This window comes from Shewanella subflava (genome assembly GCF_025971955.1).
GTDB lineage: Bacteria > Pseudomonadota > Gammaproteobacteria > Enterobacterales > Shewanellaceae > Shewanella > Shewanella subflava.
This window is the reverse complement of the sequence record NZ_JAPDMX010000020.1, coordinates 76,132-92,894: the sequence shown is the minus strand read 5'-3', so window position 1 is coordinate 92,894 and position 16,763 is coordinate 76,132. Positions and strand designations below refer to the sequence as shown.

Annotated in this window: 16 protein-coding genes; all 16 read left to right on the top strand. The window is 40.9% G+C overall.

Features of this window, described 5'->3' with window-relative positions; translation table 11 throughout:
* Positions 1–947: 947 nt before the first annotated feature.
* The 16 genes from OHT75_RS08565 (at position 948) to OHT75_RS08490 (ending at position 16,517) form a co-directional block, all read left to right on the top strand.
* Entirely contained in the window at positions 948–2,363 is a 1,416-nt protein-coding gene (locus tag OHT75_RS08565; RefSeq protein WP_264726069.1) for an FUSC family protein, read from the top strand.
* A gap of 381 nt (positions 2,364–2,744) precedes the next feature.
* A complete protein-coding gene (locus tag OHT75_RS08560) occupies positions 2,745–3,200 on the top strand; it encodes a hypothetical protein (RefSeq protein WP_264726068.1) in 456 nt (151 codons plus the stop codon).
* A gap of 165 nt (positions 3,201–3,365) precedes the next feature.
* Positions 3,366–3,824 (top strand): tRNA (adenosine(37)-N6)-threonylcarbamoyltransferase complex ATPase subunit type 1 TsaE, encoded by a 459-nt coding sequence (gene tsaE, locus OHT75_RS08555; RefSeq protein ID WP_264726067.1) that lies wholly within the window; start codon positions 3,366–3,368, stop codon positions 3,822–3,824.
* A 2-nt stretch (positions 3,825–3,826) separates the two neighbouring features.
* Positions 3,827–5,149 carry an N-acetylmuramoyl-L-alanine amidase gene (locus OHT75_RS08550; RefSeq protein WP_264726066.1) on the top strand — a complete coding sequence of 441 codons (1,323 nt, stop codon included), beginning with the start codon at positions 3,827–3,829 and terminating at the stop codon, positions 5,147–5,149.
* 2 nt (positions 5,150–5,151) lie between these two features.
* Complete coding sequence (mutL, locus tag OHT75_RS08545; protein ID WP_264726065.1) at positions 5,152–7,101, top strand: DNA mismatch repair endonuclease MutL; 1,950 nt, start codon at positions 5,152–5,154, stop codon at positions 7,099–7,101.
* Positions 7,098–8,024: a tRNA (adenosine(37)-N6)-dimethylallyltransferase MiaA gene (miaA, locus tag OHT75_RS08540; RefSeq protein WP_264726064.1), complete on the top strand. Its 927-nt coding sequence runs from the start codon at positions 7,098–7,100 to the stop codon at positions 8,022–8,024. The genes mutL and miaA overlap by 4 nt, the downstream gene beginning before the upstream one ends.
* An 83-nt stretch (positions 8,025–8,107) precedes the next feature.
* Positions 8,108–8,365 carry an RNA chaperone Hfq gene (gene hfq, locus OHT75_RS08535; protein WP_264726063.1) on the top strand — a complete coding sequence of 86 codons (258 nt, stop codon included), beginning with the start codon at positions 8,108–8,110 and terminating at the stop codon, positions 8,363–8,365.
* Positions 8,366–8,386: 21 nt separating this feature from the next.
* Positions 8,387–9,694, top strand: coding sequence for a ribosome rescue GTPase HflX (gene hflX / locus OHT75_RS08530; protein ID WP_264726062.1), 1,308 nt, complete (start codon positions 8,387–8,389; stop codon positions 9,692–9,694).
* 33 nt (positions 9,695–9,727) lie between these two features.
* Complete coding sequence (hflK, locus tag OHT75_RS08525; RefSeq protein WP_264726061.1) at positions 9,728–10,885, top strand: FtsH protease activity modulator HflK; 1,158 nt, start codon at positions 9,728–9,730, stop codon at positions 10,883–10,885.
* 2 nt (positions 10,886–10,887) lie between these two features.
* The gene (gene hflC, locus OHT75_RS08520) at positions 10,888–11,778 is read left to right on the top strand and encodes a protease modulator HflC (protein WP_264726060.1); all 891 of its coding nucleotides are present in this window, start codon (positions 10,888–10,890) and stop codon (positions 11,776–11,778) included.
* Between the two features lie 412 nt (positions 11,779–12,190).
* Positions 12,191–12,781 carry a ubiquinol-cytochrome c reductase iron-sulfur subunit gene (gene petA / locus OHT75_RS08515; RefSeq protein ID WP_264726059.1) on the top strand — a complete coding sequence of 197 codons (591 nt, stop codon included), beginning with the start codon at positions 12,191–12,193 and terminating at the stop codon, positions 12,779–12,781.
* The gene (locus tag OHT75_RS08510) at positions 12,781–13,995 is read left to right on the top strand and encodes a cytochrome b (RefSeq protein WP_264726058.1); all 1,215 of its coding nucleotides are present in this window, start codon (positions 12,781–12,783) and stop codon (positions 13,993–13,995) included. The genes petA and OHT75_RS08510 overlap by 1 nt, the downstream gene beginning before the upstream one ends.
* Positions 13,995–14,693 (top strand): cytochrome c1, encoded by a 699-nt coding sequence (locus tag OHT75_RS08505; protein ID WP_264726057.1) that lies wholly within the window; start codon positions 13,995–13,997, stop codon positions 14,691–14,693. Before OHT75_RS08510 ends, OHT75_RS08505 begins: the two co-directional genes overlap by 1 nt.
* A 95-nt stretch (positions 14,694–14,788) precedes the next feature.
* Positions 14,789–15,418 (top strand): stringent starvation protein SspA, encoded by a 630-nt coding sequence (sspA, locus tag OHT75_RS08500; protein ID WP_264726056.1) that lies wholly within the window; start codon positions 14,789–14,791, stop codon positions 15,416–15,418.
* Positions 15,418–15,870 carry a ClpXP protease specificity-enhancing factor gene (locus OHT75_RS08495; protein ID WP_264726055.1) on the top strand — a complete coding sequence of 151 codons (453 nt, stop codon included), beginning with the start codon at positions 15,418–15,420 and terminating at the stop codon, positions 15,868–15,870. Before sspA ends, OHT75_RS08495 begins: the two co-directional genes overlap by 1 nt.
* Positions 15,871–15,947: 77 nt before the next feature.
* Entirely contained in the window at positions 15,948–16,517 is a 570-nt protein-coding gene (locus OHT75_RS08490) for an anthranilate synthase component II (protein ID WP_264726054.1), read from the top strand.
* Positions 16,518–16,763: the final 246 nt, after the last annotated feature.

Here is a 16,763-nt window from a genome sequence, read left to right as displayed (position 1 = left end):
ACATTAGCTCAGTTGGTAGAGCGATACCTTGCCAAGGTATAGGTCATCGGTTCGAACCCGATATGTCGCTCCAAATTCAAATCCAAATTCAAATCCAAATTCAAATCCAAGTTGATAATAAATTAGCTCAGTTGAGTTGATTGAAAGAGTTGATGCCCTCTTTTTGCCAAAGTATCGGTCATCGGTTCGAACCACTCTTAACAAGAGTTTGTCGCTCCAATCTATAAACATTCCAATCTATAAATATTCCAACTCAAGATATTCTAAATACGACGTTAGCTCAGTTGGTTTTTTGATAGCGAGATCCCTATCTTTTTCAAGGTATACAGTTAACAACTGAAACTTATTCGCCCATTTTACAGTGCTATTTATATCCTCGGAGTGTAAAACCATTCGCAATTCTGGTGCTGTTATACCAACGGTCATAAATCACTGTTTATTCAAGCTTGGTAAAATAGGTGATAATTTCGTATATTTTATGATTGTATAATAATGGCTTACCGTAAATACCTTCTTTGTTATCACGTATTTTTCCTCGGTTATTTCTGATTACTTATTTATTATGATGGTGTTATTTGACCTCAGCTTAGGTAGATAGATGACATTTAAAATCAATATATTCAATGGTTTAAGGTTGATGTTGGACGTTATGTCGGTCACAAGGCTGTTGGCTCATAAAGTTATCTTATTCTAAGCAAACATATCTCTTTAGAAGTTTGTTTTAAAGTAAACCTAAATCAATTAGTGTGTTAGCTAGTCTTTATATATATCAGCATTTTAGATTAAGTATAAAAAAGTGATCAAAGTCGGCCTTTATTCTACTACCTTGGTATTGTCTTATTTGGTTTGAGGTTATATTGATAAAGTCACTTATACTGAAAATATTAAAATTTTTTAAGTTTACGCAGCCCCATTTATCCTGACCCCCACTTATACGAGGTATTAAATTGGATCTCACGCCAAATAAATCAGCCGTTAAGGTGGCGCTTGCGGTATCTCTTTCTGTGTGCGGTGCGTTATGGCTGCAGTGGGATAAGCCATATTGGTCAGGCATGGCAGTGATTGTTATCGCGATGAGTGAGTCACTTGGGCATGCAATTAAAAAGGGCCGGCATAGGCTTATTGGCACTAGCATCGGCATAGTTATTGGCCTGCTCTTAATTGGCTTTTTATCTCAAGAACGATTTCTTTTTTTAGCCTCATTGTGCGCTGTGTTAGCTGTGTGTGTGTTTATGACAAGCGATGAGGAATACGGGGATATTTATCTCACGATTTTTATCTCTTGCGTCGTGGTGGCTAGTATTGGTGGTTTTGATAGTCAAATTACCTTTAATATCTTGTTGTTACGCTTGCAAGAAACCTTATTGGGGGTCTTGGCTTATACGCTAGTTTTTCGTGTCCTTTGGCCATGGGATACTGAAGAGATTTTTTTCTTACTGTTTTCTCAAACGCAACAAAAATTAATCGTGAGTCTTGATGACTTAACCCATTTTTTAGCGATTGAACCAGATGAACGTCTGATTAAAAAGGCGATTCAAATGTCAGACCATCGTAATAGTATTAAGAAATTAAATGAGTACCTCAACGTGCCTTTACAGGGGAGTTATCAATTGCAAAACCAATATAGACATTGGAAAATGCGAGTGAAAGCTATGTCTGTCGCTCAATATTATCTAACATTTATATTGCAAAATATCTCCAGCTCAAAGTCGTTGATAAAGCAGCAAAGGCGGTTAAATAAAGCCGTTGCTTTTTTAAAGCACGCAGATAATGATACCCAGCCGGCAACAGTTACCGCGGAATATATTTTGCAGGCTTACGATAATTTGCCTGAAGAAGCTAACCCTGAGTTTATACGCCCCAGAAATTATCGTCTTGATGCTTTAAAAGCTTTAAAAGCGTTAAGTATTTTTGTCACCGCAATTTTGATGTGGATTTATCTTCCCATTCCAGACAGTTTCCTTTTCCCTCTTAATGCTGGCATATATGCAGGCTTATTGGCTACCATGCCTGATCGCGTACTGAAGCACTGGATGTTGGGTTATTTCGGTTTTGGAATACTGTTTATTGCACAATACGTTTTGATCATGCCTTTGATGACTGAGATTTGGCAATTAGCCAGTTTTTACTTCATTAACACTTTCATTATTTGGCGGGTTGCATCAAAACCACAGTTTATTATTCACCGACTGATTGGGGGGAATTTAATGATGTTGATGACCATGGGCGCTTTACATAGCCCCCCCAATTTCGACATTGAAATGTCTTTAACCATGTTGATTTATATCATGCTGAGTTTGGTCTTAGTGCAATTTTACACGCGACTATTTAGTTGGAAAATAGCACAACTTGCTGATGGGTAAAGCGTGGCATAGCGTCTGGCGAATTCTGATAAAATCAGAAACAATAAGATATTTTGAAATAAATTTAATTACCTATAACATTGAGTGATCAAATTTATTTGCCAAACCCAAATGAAAACGCGTAAAGGCAGTCACTGCGAGACCTGTGTAGTAAAACGTCTTTTACCTAGTGAGTATTCCATTTCAGTTTATGACTATGACCAAAACCTAAATGAATACAGTTAAGTGATCTACAACCCATTTCTTCATCTATCCCTAATATATCTCTCTGTCATCAGTAAAAAATATGACCTTGCTCAAATAATTGTTAACAAAAATTTCTAATAATGAAGCTAACAAGGTTACCTGAGACCATCAGGCTGTAAAGTGAGGTAGTAAAATATGCGTATTCAGCAGTTAAGTGAATTACTTGAGTATATTGCCAATTGTCGTTTAGGTATGAGTAAGTTGTACAAACGATTACATCGAAATGCTGATTCATCTCGCGTTAAGCTAATGTTGGAATACTTTCAGCAGCATGAGAAACATATTTACGACACCTTAGAGAGCTATATTGAAGATGCCCCAGCAAAAATCCTTGATACTTGGTATCAGGATGTGGTGTTTGAAGATTTTCTCAAACGCTGTGATGAAACAACGTTACCCGCGAATATGGATGAAGAGCAATTGTTGGAATTGCACCTTGATTTAGAAAATCGTCTGATAGCATTACTTGAGAAAACGGCAGAGCTGACATCATCGAATGACGCAAAAAGTGCTTTATTAGATGTTATTCGTGTCGCGCAAACTCAACAAAAAAGATTAGTTCACAGTGTATTGCGGATGGATGATATCTAAAAATGCAGTTTTAAGTGATATTACCATCGCTTTAATTCGTGCCAGCAATTAGATTGCTGGCATTTTTTTTGTTGAAAAAAGCCCACGGCAGCTGTAGGAGTTAAATACAGAACTCTGGTATATTGTACGTTTGGGTATCTTTTATGAGTTTATTGGCTGTTTGATATGACTTCTATTGTTAAAAATCTTGAAAATGAACAAGCTACAGTGGCAATGGGACAATTTGTTGCGCAAGGCCTAATCCCTCCATTGACGATTTTTTTAACCGGTGATTTAGGGGCGGGTAAAACCACCTTAAGCCGTGGCATTATTCAGTCTTTAGGCCACAAAGGAGCGGTGAAAAGTCCGACATACACCTTGGTTGAACCTTATGAGTTTGACGGGTTTGATGTATATCATTTTGATTTATATCGTGTAGCTGATCCTGAAGAGTTAGAGTTTATGGGTATTCGTGATTACTTTAACTCCACTAGTATTTGTTTGGTTGAATGGCCAGAGCATGGGCAGGGAATGCTACCTGAAGCAGACATTCATTTACATTTACGTTATAAAGATAATCAACGAGAAATTGAAATCAACGCTTTGTCTGCTTCTGGGCAGGCTATTTTGACAAAATTAAAATAATAATGACTGTAAATAAAATACTTTTTTATTGCGCTTTTATAGTCGCAACCAGCTTGTCATTTGCAGCGCAAAGCGCGAATGATCTTGATAGTGTGCGTATTTGGGCTGCACCAGAATCCACTCGTGTGGTTTTTGATTTATCTCAAGCACCTGAATATGACTCTTTTACGTTAACAGGGCCTGACAGATTAGTTGTTGACATCAAAAATGCCAGTAACAAAGTCAAGCTGGATAAATTAAGCAACAATAGTAAACTCATTAAACGTATTCGTGTCAGTAGCCCTCCGGCGAAAGGCACACTTAGATTGGTACTGGACCTGACTAAGCCCATTAAATCTAATCTTTTCACCTTATCTCCGACGCCACCATACGGTAATCGTCTAGTGGTCGATTTAGATGATTCATTCAGTGAAGAAGCCAGAGCCAAAACCACCATACATTCTTCGGGAACCAATCGAGACATTATTATTGCCATTGATGCTGGCCATGGCGGAGAAGACCCTGGGTCAATTGGTCCATCAGGGATGTATGAAAAGCGGGTGGTATTGGATATTTCAAAACGCTTGGCTGATAAAATCAATGCGACTCCGGGCATGCAAGCAGTGATGACGCGAACAGGAGACTACTTTGTTGACTTAAATCGTCGTTCTGAATTGGCGCGCCGTAGTAAAGCAGACTTATTATTGTCTATTCACGCGGATGCATTTACTTCTCCTCAACCAAGAGGCGCTTCGGTTTGGGTGCTCTCAATGCGCAGAGCAGACAGTGAGTTAGGTCGACTGTTAGAGCAAACTGAAAAACATTCAGAGTTACTGGGTGGTGTGGGCGATATTATTCAAAACTCTGATGTTGAAAAGTATTTAGTTCAAACCCTCATTGATATGCAGAAAAACAACTCAATGGTGATGAGTAATGACATTGCCAAAGACATTTTGCGAGACCTAGGTTCAGTCACTTATCTGCATAAAAAAGCCCCTGAAGCGGCTAGTTTAGCGGTATTAAAAGCGGCAGATATTCCATCCATTTTAATTGAAACTGGATTTATTTCAAATCCAGGTGAAGAGAAGTTATTAATCAATCGCAACCATCAACAAAAATTAGCGAATGCCATCCATAAAGGGGTTGTGCGCTACTTTGAAGCTAACCCTCCTTCAGGCACTTTAGTTGCGCAAAGTGCTAACACTAAGCATAAAGTGAAATCTGGTGAGTCATTATCGTTAATCGCCAGACGTTATGGTGTGAGTGTTGACGGCATCAAAAAAGCGAATAATTTGAAGTCTGATGTGGTTCGAATTGGCCAACAGCTGATTATTCCAAGGGCATAATCATGGCTATCCAACTGTTACCTCCTCAACTTGCAAACCAAATAGCCGCTGGCGAAGTAGTAGAGCGTCCGGCATCCGTGGTTAAAGAGCTGGTTGAAAACAGTCTAGATGCTGGCGCAACGCGGGTGGATATTGACATCGATAAAGGTGGCAGCAAACTTATTCGGATCCGTGATAATGGCGCAGGTATTCCTAAAGAGGAGCTTGCTTTAGCACTCTCACGCCATGCTACATCTAAAGTACACAGTTTAGATGATCTAGAAGCCATCATGAGTTTTGGCTTTAGGGGCGAGGCGCTAGCAAGTATTAGTTCTGTTGCGCGCTTAACCTTGACCTCTAAAACTGAGGAACAAACCGAAGCATGGCAAGCCTTCGCAGAAGGCTCGCAAATGGATGTTAAAATTACCCCAGCGGCTCACCCGCAGGGCACTACTATTGATGTGGTTGATTTATTTTTTAACACCCCCGCCAGAAGACGTTTTTTAAAAAGTGATAAAACAGAGTTTACTCATATTGATGAATGGTTAAAGCGCATTGCTATTGCACGTTGTGATATTCATTTTACCCTGACACACAATGGCAAATTAGTACGTCAATATCGGCCTGCCAATACCGAGATTCAACACCAACAGCGCTTAGGTCAAATCTGTGGTCGCCAGTTTGCTGAAAATGCACTTACGGTTTCTTGTGAACATGATGGCTTATCTCTTCGGGGCTACTTACAGTCCCCCTTTGACAATGTGATCAGTGACAGTAGCTATTTTTATGTGAATGGACGTTTAGTCCGTGACAGGCTAGTTAATCATGCTGTGCGACAAGCTTTTGCAGAACAGGGGGTCGATCATCAACCTGGTTACGTGCTGATGCTAGATTTAGATCCGCACCAAGTTGATGTCAATGTGCATCCTGCAAAACATGAAGTGCGTTTTCATCAATCACGTTATGTGCATGACTTTATTTTACAGGCATTACAGTCGGCTTTGTCGCAAATGGTTGAGTTAGTTTCTTATCAACCTAAGTCAATTAGCTCGGATGACGTTAATTTATCTGAACAATTAGATTATTCACACTCGCAGTCAAACAGTAACGACTTTGCCTTAGCCGATTCAGCCCAGGGAATGACTCGACAGCAATATGCTTCATCTCATGATACTCGTCGTGCCAACAGTGTTAGTCAATTTGGCAGTATGCATGTTCCGGGGCAGGCAAGTCATTCATTTGGTGGATATTCTTCTGATATAAAACCTCGTTATGATGCTAACCAAGATAAACATGAACAATTGAGTAGGGCTTTTACCACACCGCCAACTAAATCTGTTACTCCAGCCGCGATTAGCAGTTATGGGCAATTGCTACAAAGCTCTGAGCATTCACACAGTGCAATAGATAACACATATCAAACCAATGTCTTGACTCAAGACATTGCCAATTTGCCCTTGATGCCAAATGTGCTCGATGGGCAATTTTGGGTTTTAGTTGTTGAAAATGAATTAAAATTAATGTCGTTATTAGTCGTGCAGCAAGCGGTTTTACAGCATGAAATTTTGCATAAATTAGCGACGGGATTAATTGGGCAACCCTTACTGATGCCTGTATCGGTGAAGGCTGATCCAGATTGGCAATTAACGATAGATCAAAATGAACCATTTTTACGTCAATTGGGTATTGAATTAACAATTCGTTATGGGCAGTTGATTATCAAGAAAGTGCCCCCATATTTGAGAGATAGCCAGTTAGCTGCAGTGATCCCTGAACTTTTACAATGGATGAATGCTACCCAACCCAATAATGAAGCTTTAGCATTATGGATTGCACAACAATCGACCAAACAGTTCATGGCTGCACAAACTATTTGGCAAAAATTTTGTCAACTAGAAGATGAAACGAAGCAGACAATTTTAGCAAATGCTAAGGCACTACCTTGGCAAGCATGGATTAAAGAAAACGCGTGAATACAATCGAACGGCCAAAAATTATTTTTTTAATGGGGCCAACCGCCTCAGGTAAAACATCGTTGGCGATTCAAATGGCTCAACAGCACAACTGTGAGTTAATTTCGGTTGATTCAGCACTGATTTATCGTGACATGGATGTAGGTACAGCCAAACCTACTGCTGAAGAGCTCGCATTAGCCCCTCATCGTTTGATCGATATACTTGATCCGAGCGAAAGTTATTCAGCAGCTGATTTTCGTCGCGATGCGTTAGCTGAAATAGAAAACATTATTGCTTGTGGTAAAACCCCTTTATTGGTAGGTGGTACCATGATGTACTTCAAAGCATTGTTAGAGGGTTTATCACCTTTACCGAGTGCAGATGAAGCCATTAGAGCGCAAATTTTTGCCGAGGCAGAGTGCCAAGGTTGGGAAGCATTACATCGTCAGTTATGTGAAATTGATCCCGTGGCTGGAGAACGAATTCATCCAAATGATCCCCAAAGATTGTCGCGGGCACTGGAAGTATTTCGTATAACAGGTAAAACAATGACCGAGTTAACGCAAACAAAGTCAGCAGCATTACCCTATGATGTAGTACAATTTGCAATAGCACCGACAGATAGAAAAGTATTGCATGATTTGATTGCAAAACGATTTGTTATGATGCTTGAGCAAGGTTTTACTCAAGAAGTCGCTCGTTTAAAAGCGCGCGGCGATCTGCATTTAGATATGCCATCGATGCGTTGTGTGGGTTACAGGCAGTGCTGGCAATATTTAGATAACGAGTATGATCATGCGACTATGGTCGAAAAAGCGACCGCAGCTACTAGGCAATTAGCCAAACGTCAATTAACATGGTTGAGAAGCTGGCCTGATTTGCAGTGGCTTGAAAGCGGCGATGAAAATAATTTAGTTACACTTATGCGACAATGCCGCTAGCTAATTAGCTGTTACTGTATAATACTCAAACTAAACAATAAAACTTGCATTACGTATTTTAAAAAGAAAAAGGAAATAACAAAATGGCTAAGGGGCAATCTTTACAAGACCCATTTTTAAACGCTCTTCGTCGTGAGCGTGTACCCGTTTCAATTTATTTAGTAAACGGTATCAAACTTCAAGGACAGGTTGAGTCTTTTGATCAATTCGTGATCCTATTAAAAAATACAGTGAGTCAAATGGTTTACAAACATGCCATTTCGACAGTCGTTCCAGCGCGTCCATTTAATGTATCAAATCATCAAGGCCCTAATGGTACTGATGAAGATGGCGCTGAATAATAACTAAAAAGGATATGCTTCTTGTTTGATCGTTATGAAGCTGGAGAAACAGCAGTACTTGTTCATATCGAGTTTTCTGACGAAGAACGTCGTGAAGATTTATTGGAATTACAGCTATTAGTTGAGTCTGCAGGTGCACGCTCGGTAGGGGTAATAACAGGTAGTCGTCGTTCACCTGACCGTAAGTTTTTTATCGGTACGGGCAAAGCAGAAGAGTTAGCTGCCATGGTTGCAGCCACGGAAGCCAACGTCGTTATTTTTAATCATGCGCTGAGCCCAGCCCAAGAGCGTAACCTTGAGGCTGTGTGTCAGTGTCGAGTATTAGATCGAACGACATTAATCCTAGATATATTTGCTCAACGAGCCCGTACCCATGAAGGCAAGTTACAGGTGGAGCTAGCGCAATTGCGCCACATGTCAACGCGCTTAATTCGTGGATGGACTCACCTTGAGCGACAAAAAGGTGGTATCGGTATGCGCGGGCCAGGGGAAACCCAGCTCGAAACCGATAGACGTTTACTGCGAGGCCGGATTAAGAATATTAATAAACGCCTCGATAAAGTAGATAAACAACGTGAGCAAAGCCGCCGTGCTCGTAAGCGCAGTGACATGGCCACAGTAGCGTTAGTGGGTTATACCAATGCCGGAAAATCGACATTGTTTAACGCCTTAACACTGTCTGAGGTATATGCAGCTGATCAATTGTTCGCCACTCTTGATCCAACACTGCGTAAGTTAGAGTTACCCGACGGTGCAGTCATATTAGCTGATACCGTTGGTTTTATTCGTCATTTACCCCATGACCTAGTTGCGGCGTTCAAAGCCACATTACAGGAAACACGCCAAGCCGATTTACTATTACATATAGTTGATTGTGCTGATGACAACATGACTGAAAATTTCGAACAGGTTCAAAGTGTACTTGAAGAAATTGAAGCCGATGACATCGCCCAATTAGTTGTATGTAACAAGATAGATTTACTTGAAGATTTTGCCCCTCGAATTGACTATGACGATGAAGGCAAACCTGAGCGTGTGTGGGTATCTGCACAAAAACGCATTGGATTTGATCTGCTATTACAGGCTGTTACTGAGCTAATTGGTGCAGTTATCTATGAGCGGACATTGAAAATACCAGCCTCTGCTGGACATTATCTTGGCCAGTTTTATCGACTGGATGCAATACAGCAGAAAGAGTATGACGATCTGGGGAACTGTATTTTATCTGTTCGTCTATCGGAAGCCGATTGGCGCCGATTAATGAAACAGAGTCAGGGGGAATTGGAAACTCTTGTTTTTGAACCATCAGAAGCAGAAGTATCTTGTTAATCTCATTTATTTCATCCAATTATGGAGTGCTAAATGGCTTGGAATGAGCCCGGTAACAAGGGTAATAAAGACCCTTGGGGAAATAAAGGTGGTAACGATAAAGGACCACCGGATCTCGACGAAGTTTTTCGTAACCTTTCAAAACGTTTTGGTGGTAAAGGTGGAGGGACTGCTTCAGGGCAACCTTTTAATTCTACCTTCCTCGTTGTTCTTGTCGCGATTGCATTAATTGTATGGGGTCTATCAGGTCTATATACAGTTAAAGAAGCAGAGCGCGGCGTGATGCTGCGTTTTGGTCAACACATTGGTGAAGTAGGCCCAGGTCTGCATTGGAAAGCGACTTTTATTGATGAAGTGTTTCCAATTGACGTGAAAACCTATCGTACTATTCCTGCGTCAGGTAGCATGTTGACATCAGATGAAAACGTCGTAAAAGTTGAACTTGTGGTGCAATACAGCATCCAAGATGCTTATTCATATGTTTTCAGCGCTGTCGATGCAAATGCCAGTTTACGTGAGGCAACAGACAGTGCGTTGCGCTATGTTGTTGGTCACAATCGCATGGACGATATTTTAACCACAGGCCGTGATGCGATCCGTCGTGACACATGGCGTGAGTTAGAACGCATTATTGAACCCTACAAGTTAGGCCTTAAAATTGAAGACGTTAACTTCTTGCCAGCGCGTCCACCAGAAGAAGTGAAGGATGCTTTTGATGATGCGATTTCTGCTCAAGAAGATGAACAGCGCTTTATTCGTGAAGCTGAAGCCTATTCTCGCGAGATTGAACCTAAAGCTCGTGGTCAAGTTGAGCGTATGGCGCAGCAAGCCAATGCCTACAAGCAACGTGTTGTGCTAGAGGCTGAAGGTAAAGTTGCTCGTTTTGAAAAACTTTTACCTGAATATAAAGCATCACCTGAAGTTACTCGCAAGCGTTTGTATTTAGATGCAATGCAAGAAGTGATGTCTGATACAAACAAAGTATTAATTGATGCGAAAAACAATGGCAATTTAATGTATTTACCATTAGATAAGCTGATGACCAACGATAAAGCTAACCGTAAAGCGGTAGAGCCAGAAGTTGAACGTCATATTAACTCTGTTTCAGGTAATGCAAATACGCCAGTGACGAGTATGCCTACAGATGGTCGTTTATCTCGTGAAGAGCGCACTCGCCAAGGGAGAGGATAACTATGGGTAGATTTGGTTTAATTATTCTTGTGGTGATCCTGGGCATTGGTTTTTCATCGGTGATGGTTGTTAACGAAGGTGAGCGAGCTATCGTTTCACGCTTTGGTAAAGTCGTTAAAGACAACATTGATGGTGAAGAGGTGACTCGCGTCTTTCAACCGGGCTTACACATAAAGTTTCCCGTTGTCGATAAACCACGTTATATGGATGCTCGTATTCAGACTTTAGATGGTGCAGCAGATCGTTTTGTTACCTCTGAAAAGAAAGACTTAATGGTAGATTCGTACGTAAAATGGCGTATTAATGACTTTGAAAAGTATTATCTTTCTACCAATGGCGGTATTAAAGCCAATGCAGAAAAGTTATTACAAGCCAAAATTAGCAATGATTTACGTACCGAGTTTGGTCGTCGCACGATTAGAGAAATTGTCTCTGGTAAACGTGATGAGTTGCAAATTGATGCCTTAACCAATGCATCTGAAAGTGCGGCTAACTTAGGCATTGAAGTGGTTGATGTGCGTGTTAAGCAAATTAACTTACCTGCAAACGTGAGTAATAGTATTTACCAACGTATGCGTGCCGAGCGTCAAGCTGTAGCCAAAGAGCACCGTGCTCAAGGTAAAGAGCAGGCTGAAATTATCCGCGCAACAACGGATGCAAACGTAACCGTGAAAGTTGCAGGTGCAGAGCGTAATGCATTGACCATTCGTGGTGAAGGTGATGCGCTAGCGGCTAAAATTTATGCTGATGCTTATAACAAAGATGCAGAATTTTATGGCTTTTTACGTAGCTTAGAAGCTTATAAAGAAAGTTTTGCTGGCAATTCAGATATTATGGTACTAGAACCAGATAGTGATTTCTTCAAGTACATGAAGTCAATTGACGGTAAATAAAAGCTAACTTATTAGTTTTTTGCAAAAGCCCGATAATGATCGGGCTTTTTTGTGACTAAATTTTACTGAGTTATTATCATCGTTTGCTATAAAAAAATAATTATTTTTAAACAGTAGTGCTTTAGTCTAAATTAGTTGAACTTGATTGAATTGATATTAATTTAAATCAATAGCTTATGGTATGGTTTTTGTTAAATTTGGTCTCAAAATTATTCACTTTTTAACAGAAAAAGTTACATTTTTTCGTCAATGCGTCTTAATCCGCAATTTAGTTGTGTGTTTTCACTATGATCTGCTTCTAATTTTTCGCTATAATGAGCCCCGCCTCAAACTATGATAATTTAACGCGCCCCTAATAAGGGGTTAAATTATTGAAATATAAAAATTCCAACACCCTCTGGGAGATAAGTGGATGAGCAATGCGCCAGTCGATACCGGACGTCGCAGATTCCTGACAGCCGCAACCGCCGTAGTAGGTGGTGCAGGTGCCGTCGCTGTAGCGGTTCCTTTCATCAAGTCATGGAATCCGAGTGCCAAAGCGAAAGCTGCAGGTGCGCCGGTTGAAGTAAATATTAGTAAAGTAGAACCAGGTCAGTTAATTCGTGTCGAATGGCGCGGAAAACCGGTTTGGGTTGTACGTCGTACAGAAGCGGTATTAAACGGACTAGCCTCGTTAGATGGCCAATTACGTGATCCAGCTTCAGAAGAAATGCAGCAGCCTGAGTATGCTCAAAATGCCGCACGTTCAATTAAGCCAGAGTTCTTTATTGCTGTCGGTATTTGTACTCACTTAGGTTGTTCACCCACTTATTTACCAGATTCATTTGGTGAGCAAGTAGAAGGTGTGCCATCTGGTTTCTTCTGTCCTTGTCATGGTTCTAAGTTTGATATGGCTGGCCGAGTGTTTCAGGGTGTTCCTGCACCATTGAACCTCGTTATTCCGCCACATCAATACGTTGACGACAATACCGTGCTCATCGGTGTAGATACGGGAGCGGCGTAATGGTTAAAAATATTATTGATTGGATTGATGCGCGCATCCCAATGACGGCGACTTATAATCGTCACGTTGGACAATACGCAACACCAAAAAACTTCAACTTTTGGTACTTTTTTGGTTCATTAGCATTACTCGTTTTGGTTAATCAGTTACTCACGGGTATTTGGTTAACCATGAATTACGTACCTACAGCCGAAGGTGCTTTTGCATCGATTGAATACATCATGCGTGATGTTGAATATGGCTGGTTGTTACGCTATATGCACTCCACAGGAGCCTCGGCATTCTTTGTGGTGATTTACTTACACATGTTCCGTGGTCTTATTTACGGTTCTTACCAAAAACCAAGAGAACTTCTCTGGTTATTCGGTATGTTAATTTTCCTTGTGCTAATGGCTGAAGCCTTCATGGGTTATCTACTTCCTTGGGGACAAATGTCTTACTGGGGTGCACAGGTAATTATTTCATTGTTTGGTGCTATTCCATTTATTGGTGATGACCTGACTTTATGGATCCGTGGTGACTATGTTGTATCAGGTGCAACGCTAAACCGTTTCTTTGCATTGCATGTTATTGCCTTGCCTTTAGTTTTAGTCGTATTGGTGTTTTTACACTTAATCGCCTTACACGAAGTGGGTTCTAACAACCCAGATGGTGTTGAGATTAAAAAGAATAAAGATGAAAACGGCTGGCCAGTAGATGCGATTCCATTCCACCCTTATTACACTGTAAAAGATATTATGGGCGTGGCTGGTTTCTTAATAGTGTTCTGTTATGTGTTGTTCTTTATGCCAGAAGGTGGTGGATATTTCCTAGAGAAGCCAAACTTTGAAGCAGCTAACCCAATGAAAACACCTGAGCACATTGCACCAGTTTGGTACTTCACGCCTTTCTATGCGATTTTACGTGCTATTCCTGACAAACTATTAGGGGTTGTCGGCATGGGCTTATCGATTGTCGTATTGTTTATTCTGCCTTGGCTTGATCGCTGTAAAGTGAAATCAATCCGCTACCGTGGTTTGATCCACAAGATAAACATTGCTCAATTTACCGTGTCGTTCATCATATTAGGTTACTTGGGTGCAGTACCTGCAACTCCAGCATTAACTATTGCTGCGCGAATTTTTACGCTGACTTACTTTGGTTTCTTCGTCGCCCTTTGGGTGTACAGTAAAAATGAGAAAACGAAGCCAGTTCCAACGAGGGTGACACACTAATGAAAAAGTTATTGATTGCATTAGTAACATTAGTGCCATCTCTTGCTATGGCAGCGGGTGGTCATAATGTTCATTTAGAAAGCGCTAACGTTGATTTACGTGATACAGCTTCTCTGGAACGTGGTTTGGATATGTTCCAACACTATTGTTCTGGTTGTCACAGCACTCAGTATCAACGTTATGATCGTGTCGCAACGGATTTGAATATCTCTGTTGATGATATGCGTAATAAGTACATGTTCACTGGAGCTAAAATCGGTGAGCTTATGGAAAACTCAATCCCTACTGCTGATGCTGCTAAATGGTTTGGTGCTGCGCCACCAGACCTAACTTTGGTAGCACGTGTACGTGGTGCTGATTGGATTTATTCATACTTAAAAGGTTTCTACGCAGACGAGTCTCGTCCATTTGGCGTGAACAATACCGTATTCCCATCAGTGGGTATGCCTCATGTTTTACAAGGTCTTCAAGGGCTTCCCGTAAAACAAGAAGACGGTACATTCGTGACCACTGGTGGTTCAATGACCGCTGAAGAGTATGACCAGGCGATGCGTGATTTGACCGGTTTCCTTGTTTATTCAGGTGATCCAGTTAAGTTAGAACGTGAAGCTTTAGGTTGGTGGGTACTCGGATTCCTGTTTATTTTCTTCATCATTGCTTACTTCTTGAAGAAAGAATACTGGAAAGATGTGCACTAGCATCAAATAACGGGTAAAATGTATTATCCGCGTAATGTAAACGAGGGGCTTAGCCCCTCGTTTGTTTTGTTTTTTTAGATTTCTGGAGGGTATAAATGGCTGTTGCTGCCAACAAACGCTCTATCATGACACTGTTTTCTGGTGCCGATGATTTATATAGCCATCAAGTGCGTATCGTATTGGCTGAGAAAGGGGTTACCGTTGATGTTTTACAGGTAGACCCAAGTGAAATGCCAGAAGAACTACTTGAAGTTAATCCATATAACTCTGTGCCAACGTTAGTTGACCGTGAATTAGTGTTATATGAATCTCGTATCATTATGGAGTATTTGGACGAGCGCTTCCCGCACCCTCCACTTATGCCTGTTTACCCTGTATCTCGTGGTCAAAGCCGCTTAATGATGCATCGCATAGATACTGATTGGTATGCGCTTGTAGAACGCATTCGTAAAGGTGATAAAGCGGAAGCTGCTCGTAAAGAGTTGACCGAAAGCTTAGTTGCTTTGGCGCCAGTGTTTGCAGAGATGCCATACTTCATGAATGAAGAATTTGGTTTATCTGATTGCTACTTAGGCCCATTATTATGGCGTTTACCTGTATTAGGTATCAATTTAGATCCGCGTACAGCAAAAGAAATTAATGCTTATATGACTCGTATTTTTGAACGTGAGTCATTTAAAGCATCGTTAACAGAGGCTGAGCGCGAAATGCGCATGGGCATGTAATGAAAGCTATTACTCCTAATCGTCCTTACTTGTTGCGGGCTTATTATGAGTGGTTGATGGATAACCACTTTACGCCGCATGTTGTGGTTGATGCATTTGTAGAAGGTACTCAGGTACCTCAACAGTTTGTTAAAGATGGACAAATTGTATTAAATATCAGCACCGGTGCTGTTATGGGTTTACAAATGAATAATGACGCTGTTGAGTTTAATGCTCGCTTTGGTGGCGTGCCACAGCAAGTTTACTTACCTATGGCCTCAATCATAGCTATTTATGCTCGTGAAAATGGCGCTGGTACTGTGTTTGATATGGAAGATGCCTATATTCCTGATGATGAAGCGAATGCGACATCGCCAGAATTAGCTTCTGTTGATACCAAGGTTGAAAAGCCCCAAGTCACAAAAGATGATGACAAACCGAAACGTAAAAGCCACCTCACTGTTGTAAAATAAACAACATAAGGTCTAATAGAAACCAGCCTTAGTGCTGGTTTTTTTAATGTTAGTGACCCAACAAAACCGGAATTAGCATGTTGCTGATGATAGATAATTACGACTCTTTTACCTTTAACTTAGTGCAGTATTTTCAAGCGCTAGGTGAAGAGATTGTGGTTAAACGTAATAATGAAATTACAGTCGCTGATATCAATAAGTTATCCCCTTCGCACATTGTCATCTCTCCAGGACCGTGCTCACCCAATGAAGCGGGTATCTCGCTGGATGTGATCCGCCAATATGCGGGTAAATTACCCATACTCGGTGTCTGTCTAGGACATCAAGCTATAGCACAGGTTTTTGGCGCAAATGTCATTCGTGCAAAGCGAGTTATGCATGGTAAAACCAGCGTCATCAGTCATACCGGTGATGGGTTATTTCAAGGATTAAACCAGCCGTTAACCGTTGCCCGTTACCATTCATTACTGGTTGATGAACTCCCTGATGGATTTGTGCTTGATGCTTGGTATGACGATCCCATTCATGGCCGAGAGATAATGGGCATGAGTCATCTTACTATGCCGCTTTACAGCGTTCAGTTTCATCCTGAAGCCATATTGACTGAGCAGGGGCATGAGTTACTCGCCAATTTTTTACGTCAATAATAGTAATACTATTTCGTAATCAATAACTGTTCATTCTAGCGGGTGATAATGACTGGATAACGGCGTTACATTTTTAGATTGTAGAATAATGACTTATCATAAAATCTGCCTTGTTATCATCGATTTTTCCTGAGCTATTTTGAGTACTTATGGATTGTGGTTACTATAAAAGTGACTTTCTAATTCATTTTTAAAGTCATTCTGTTACAACTTTCCATATTATTGTGCGCGAAACCTTGCATGCAA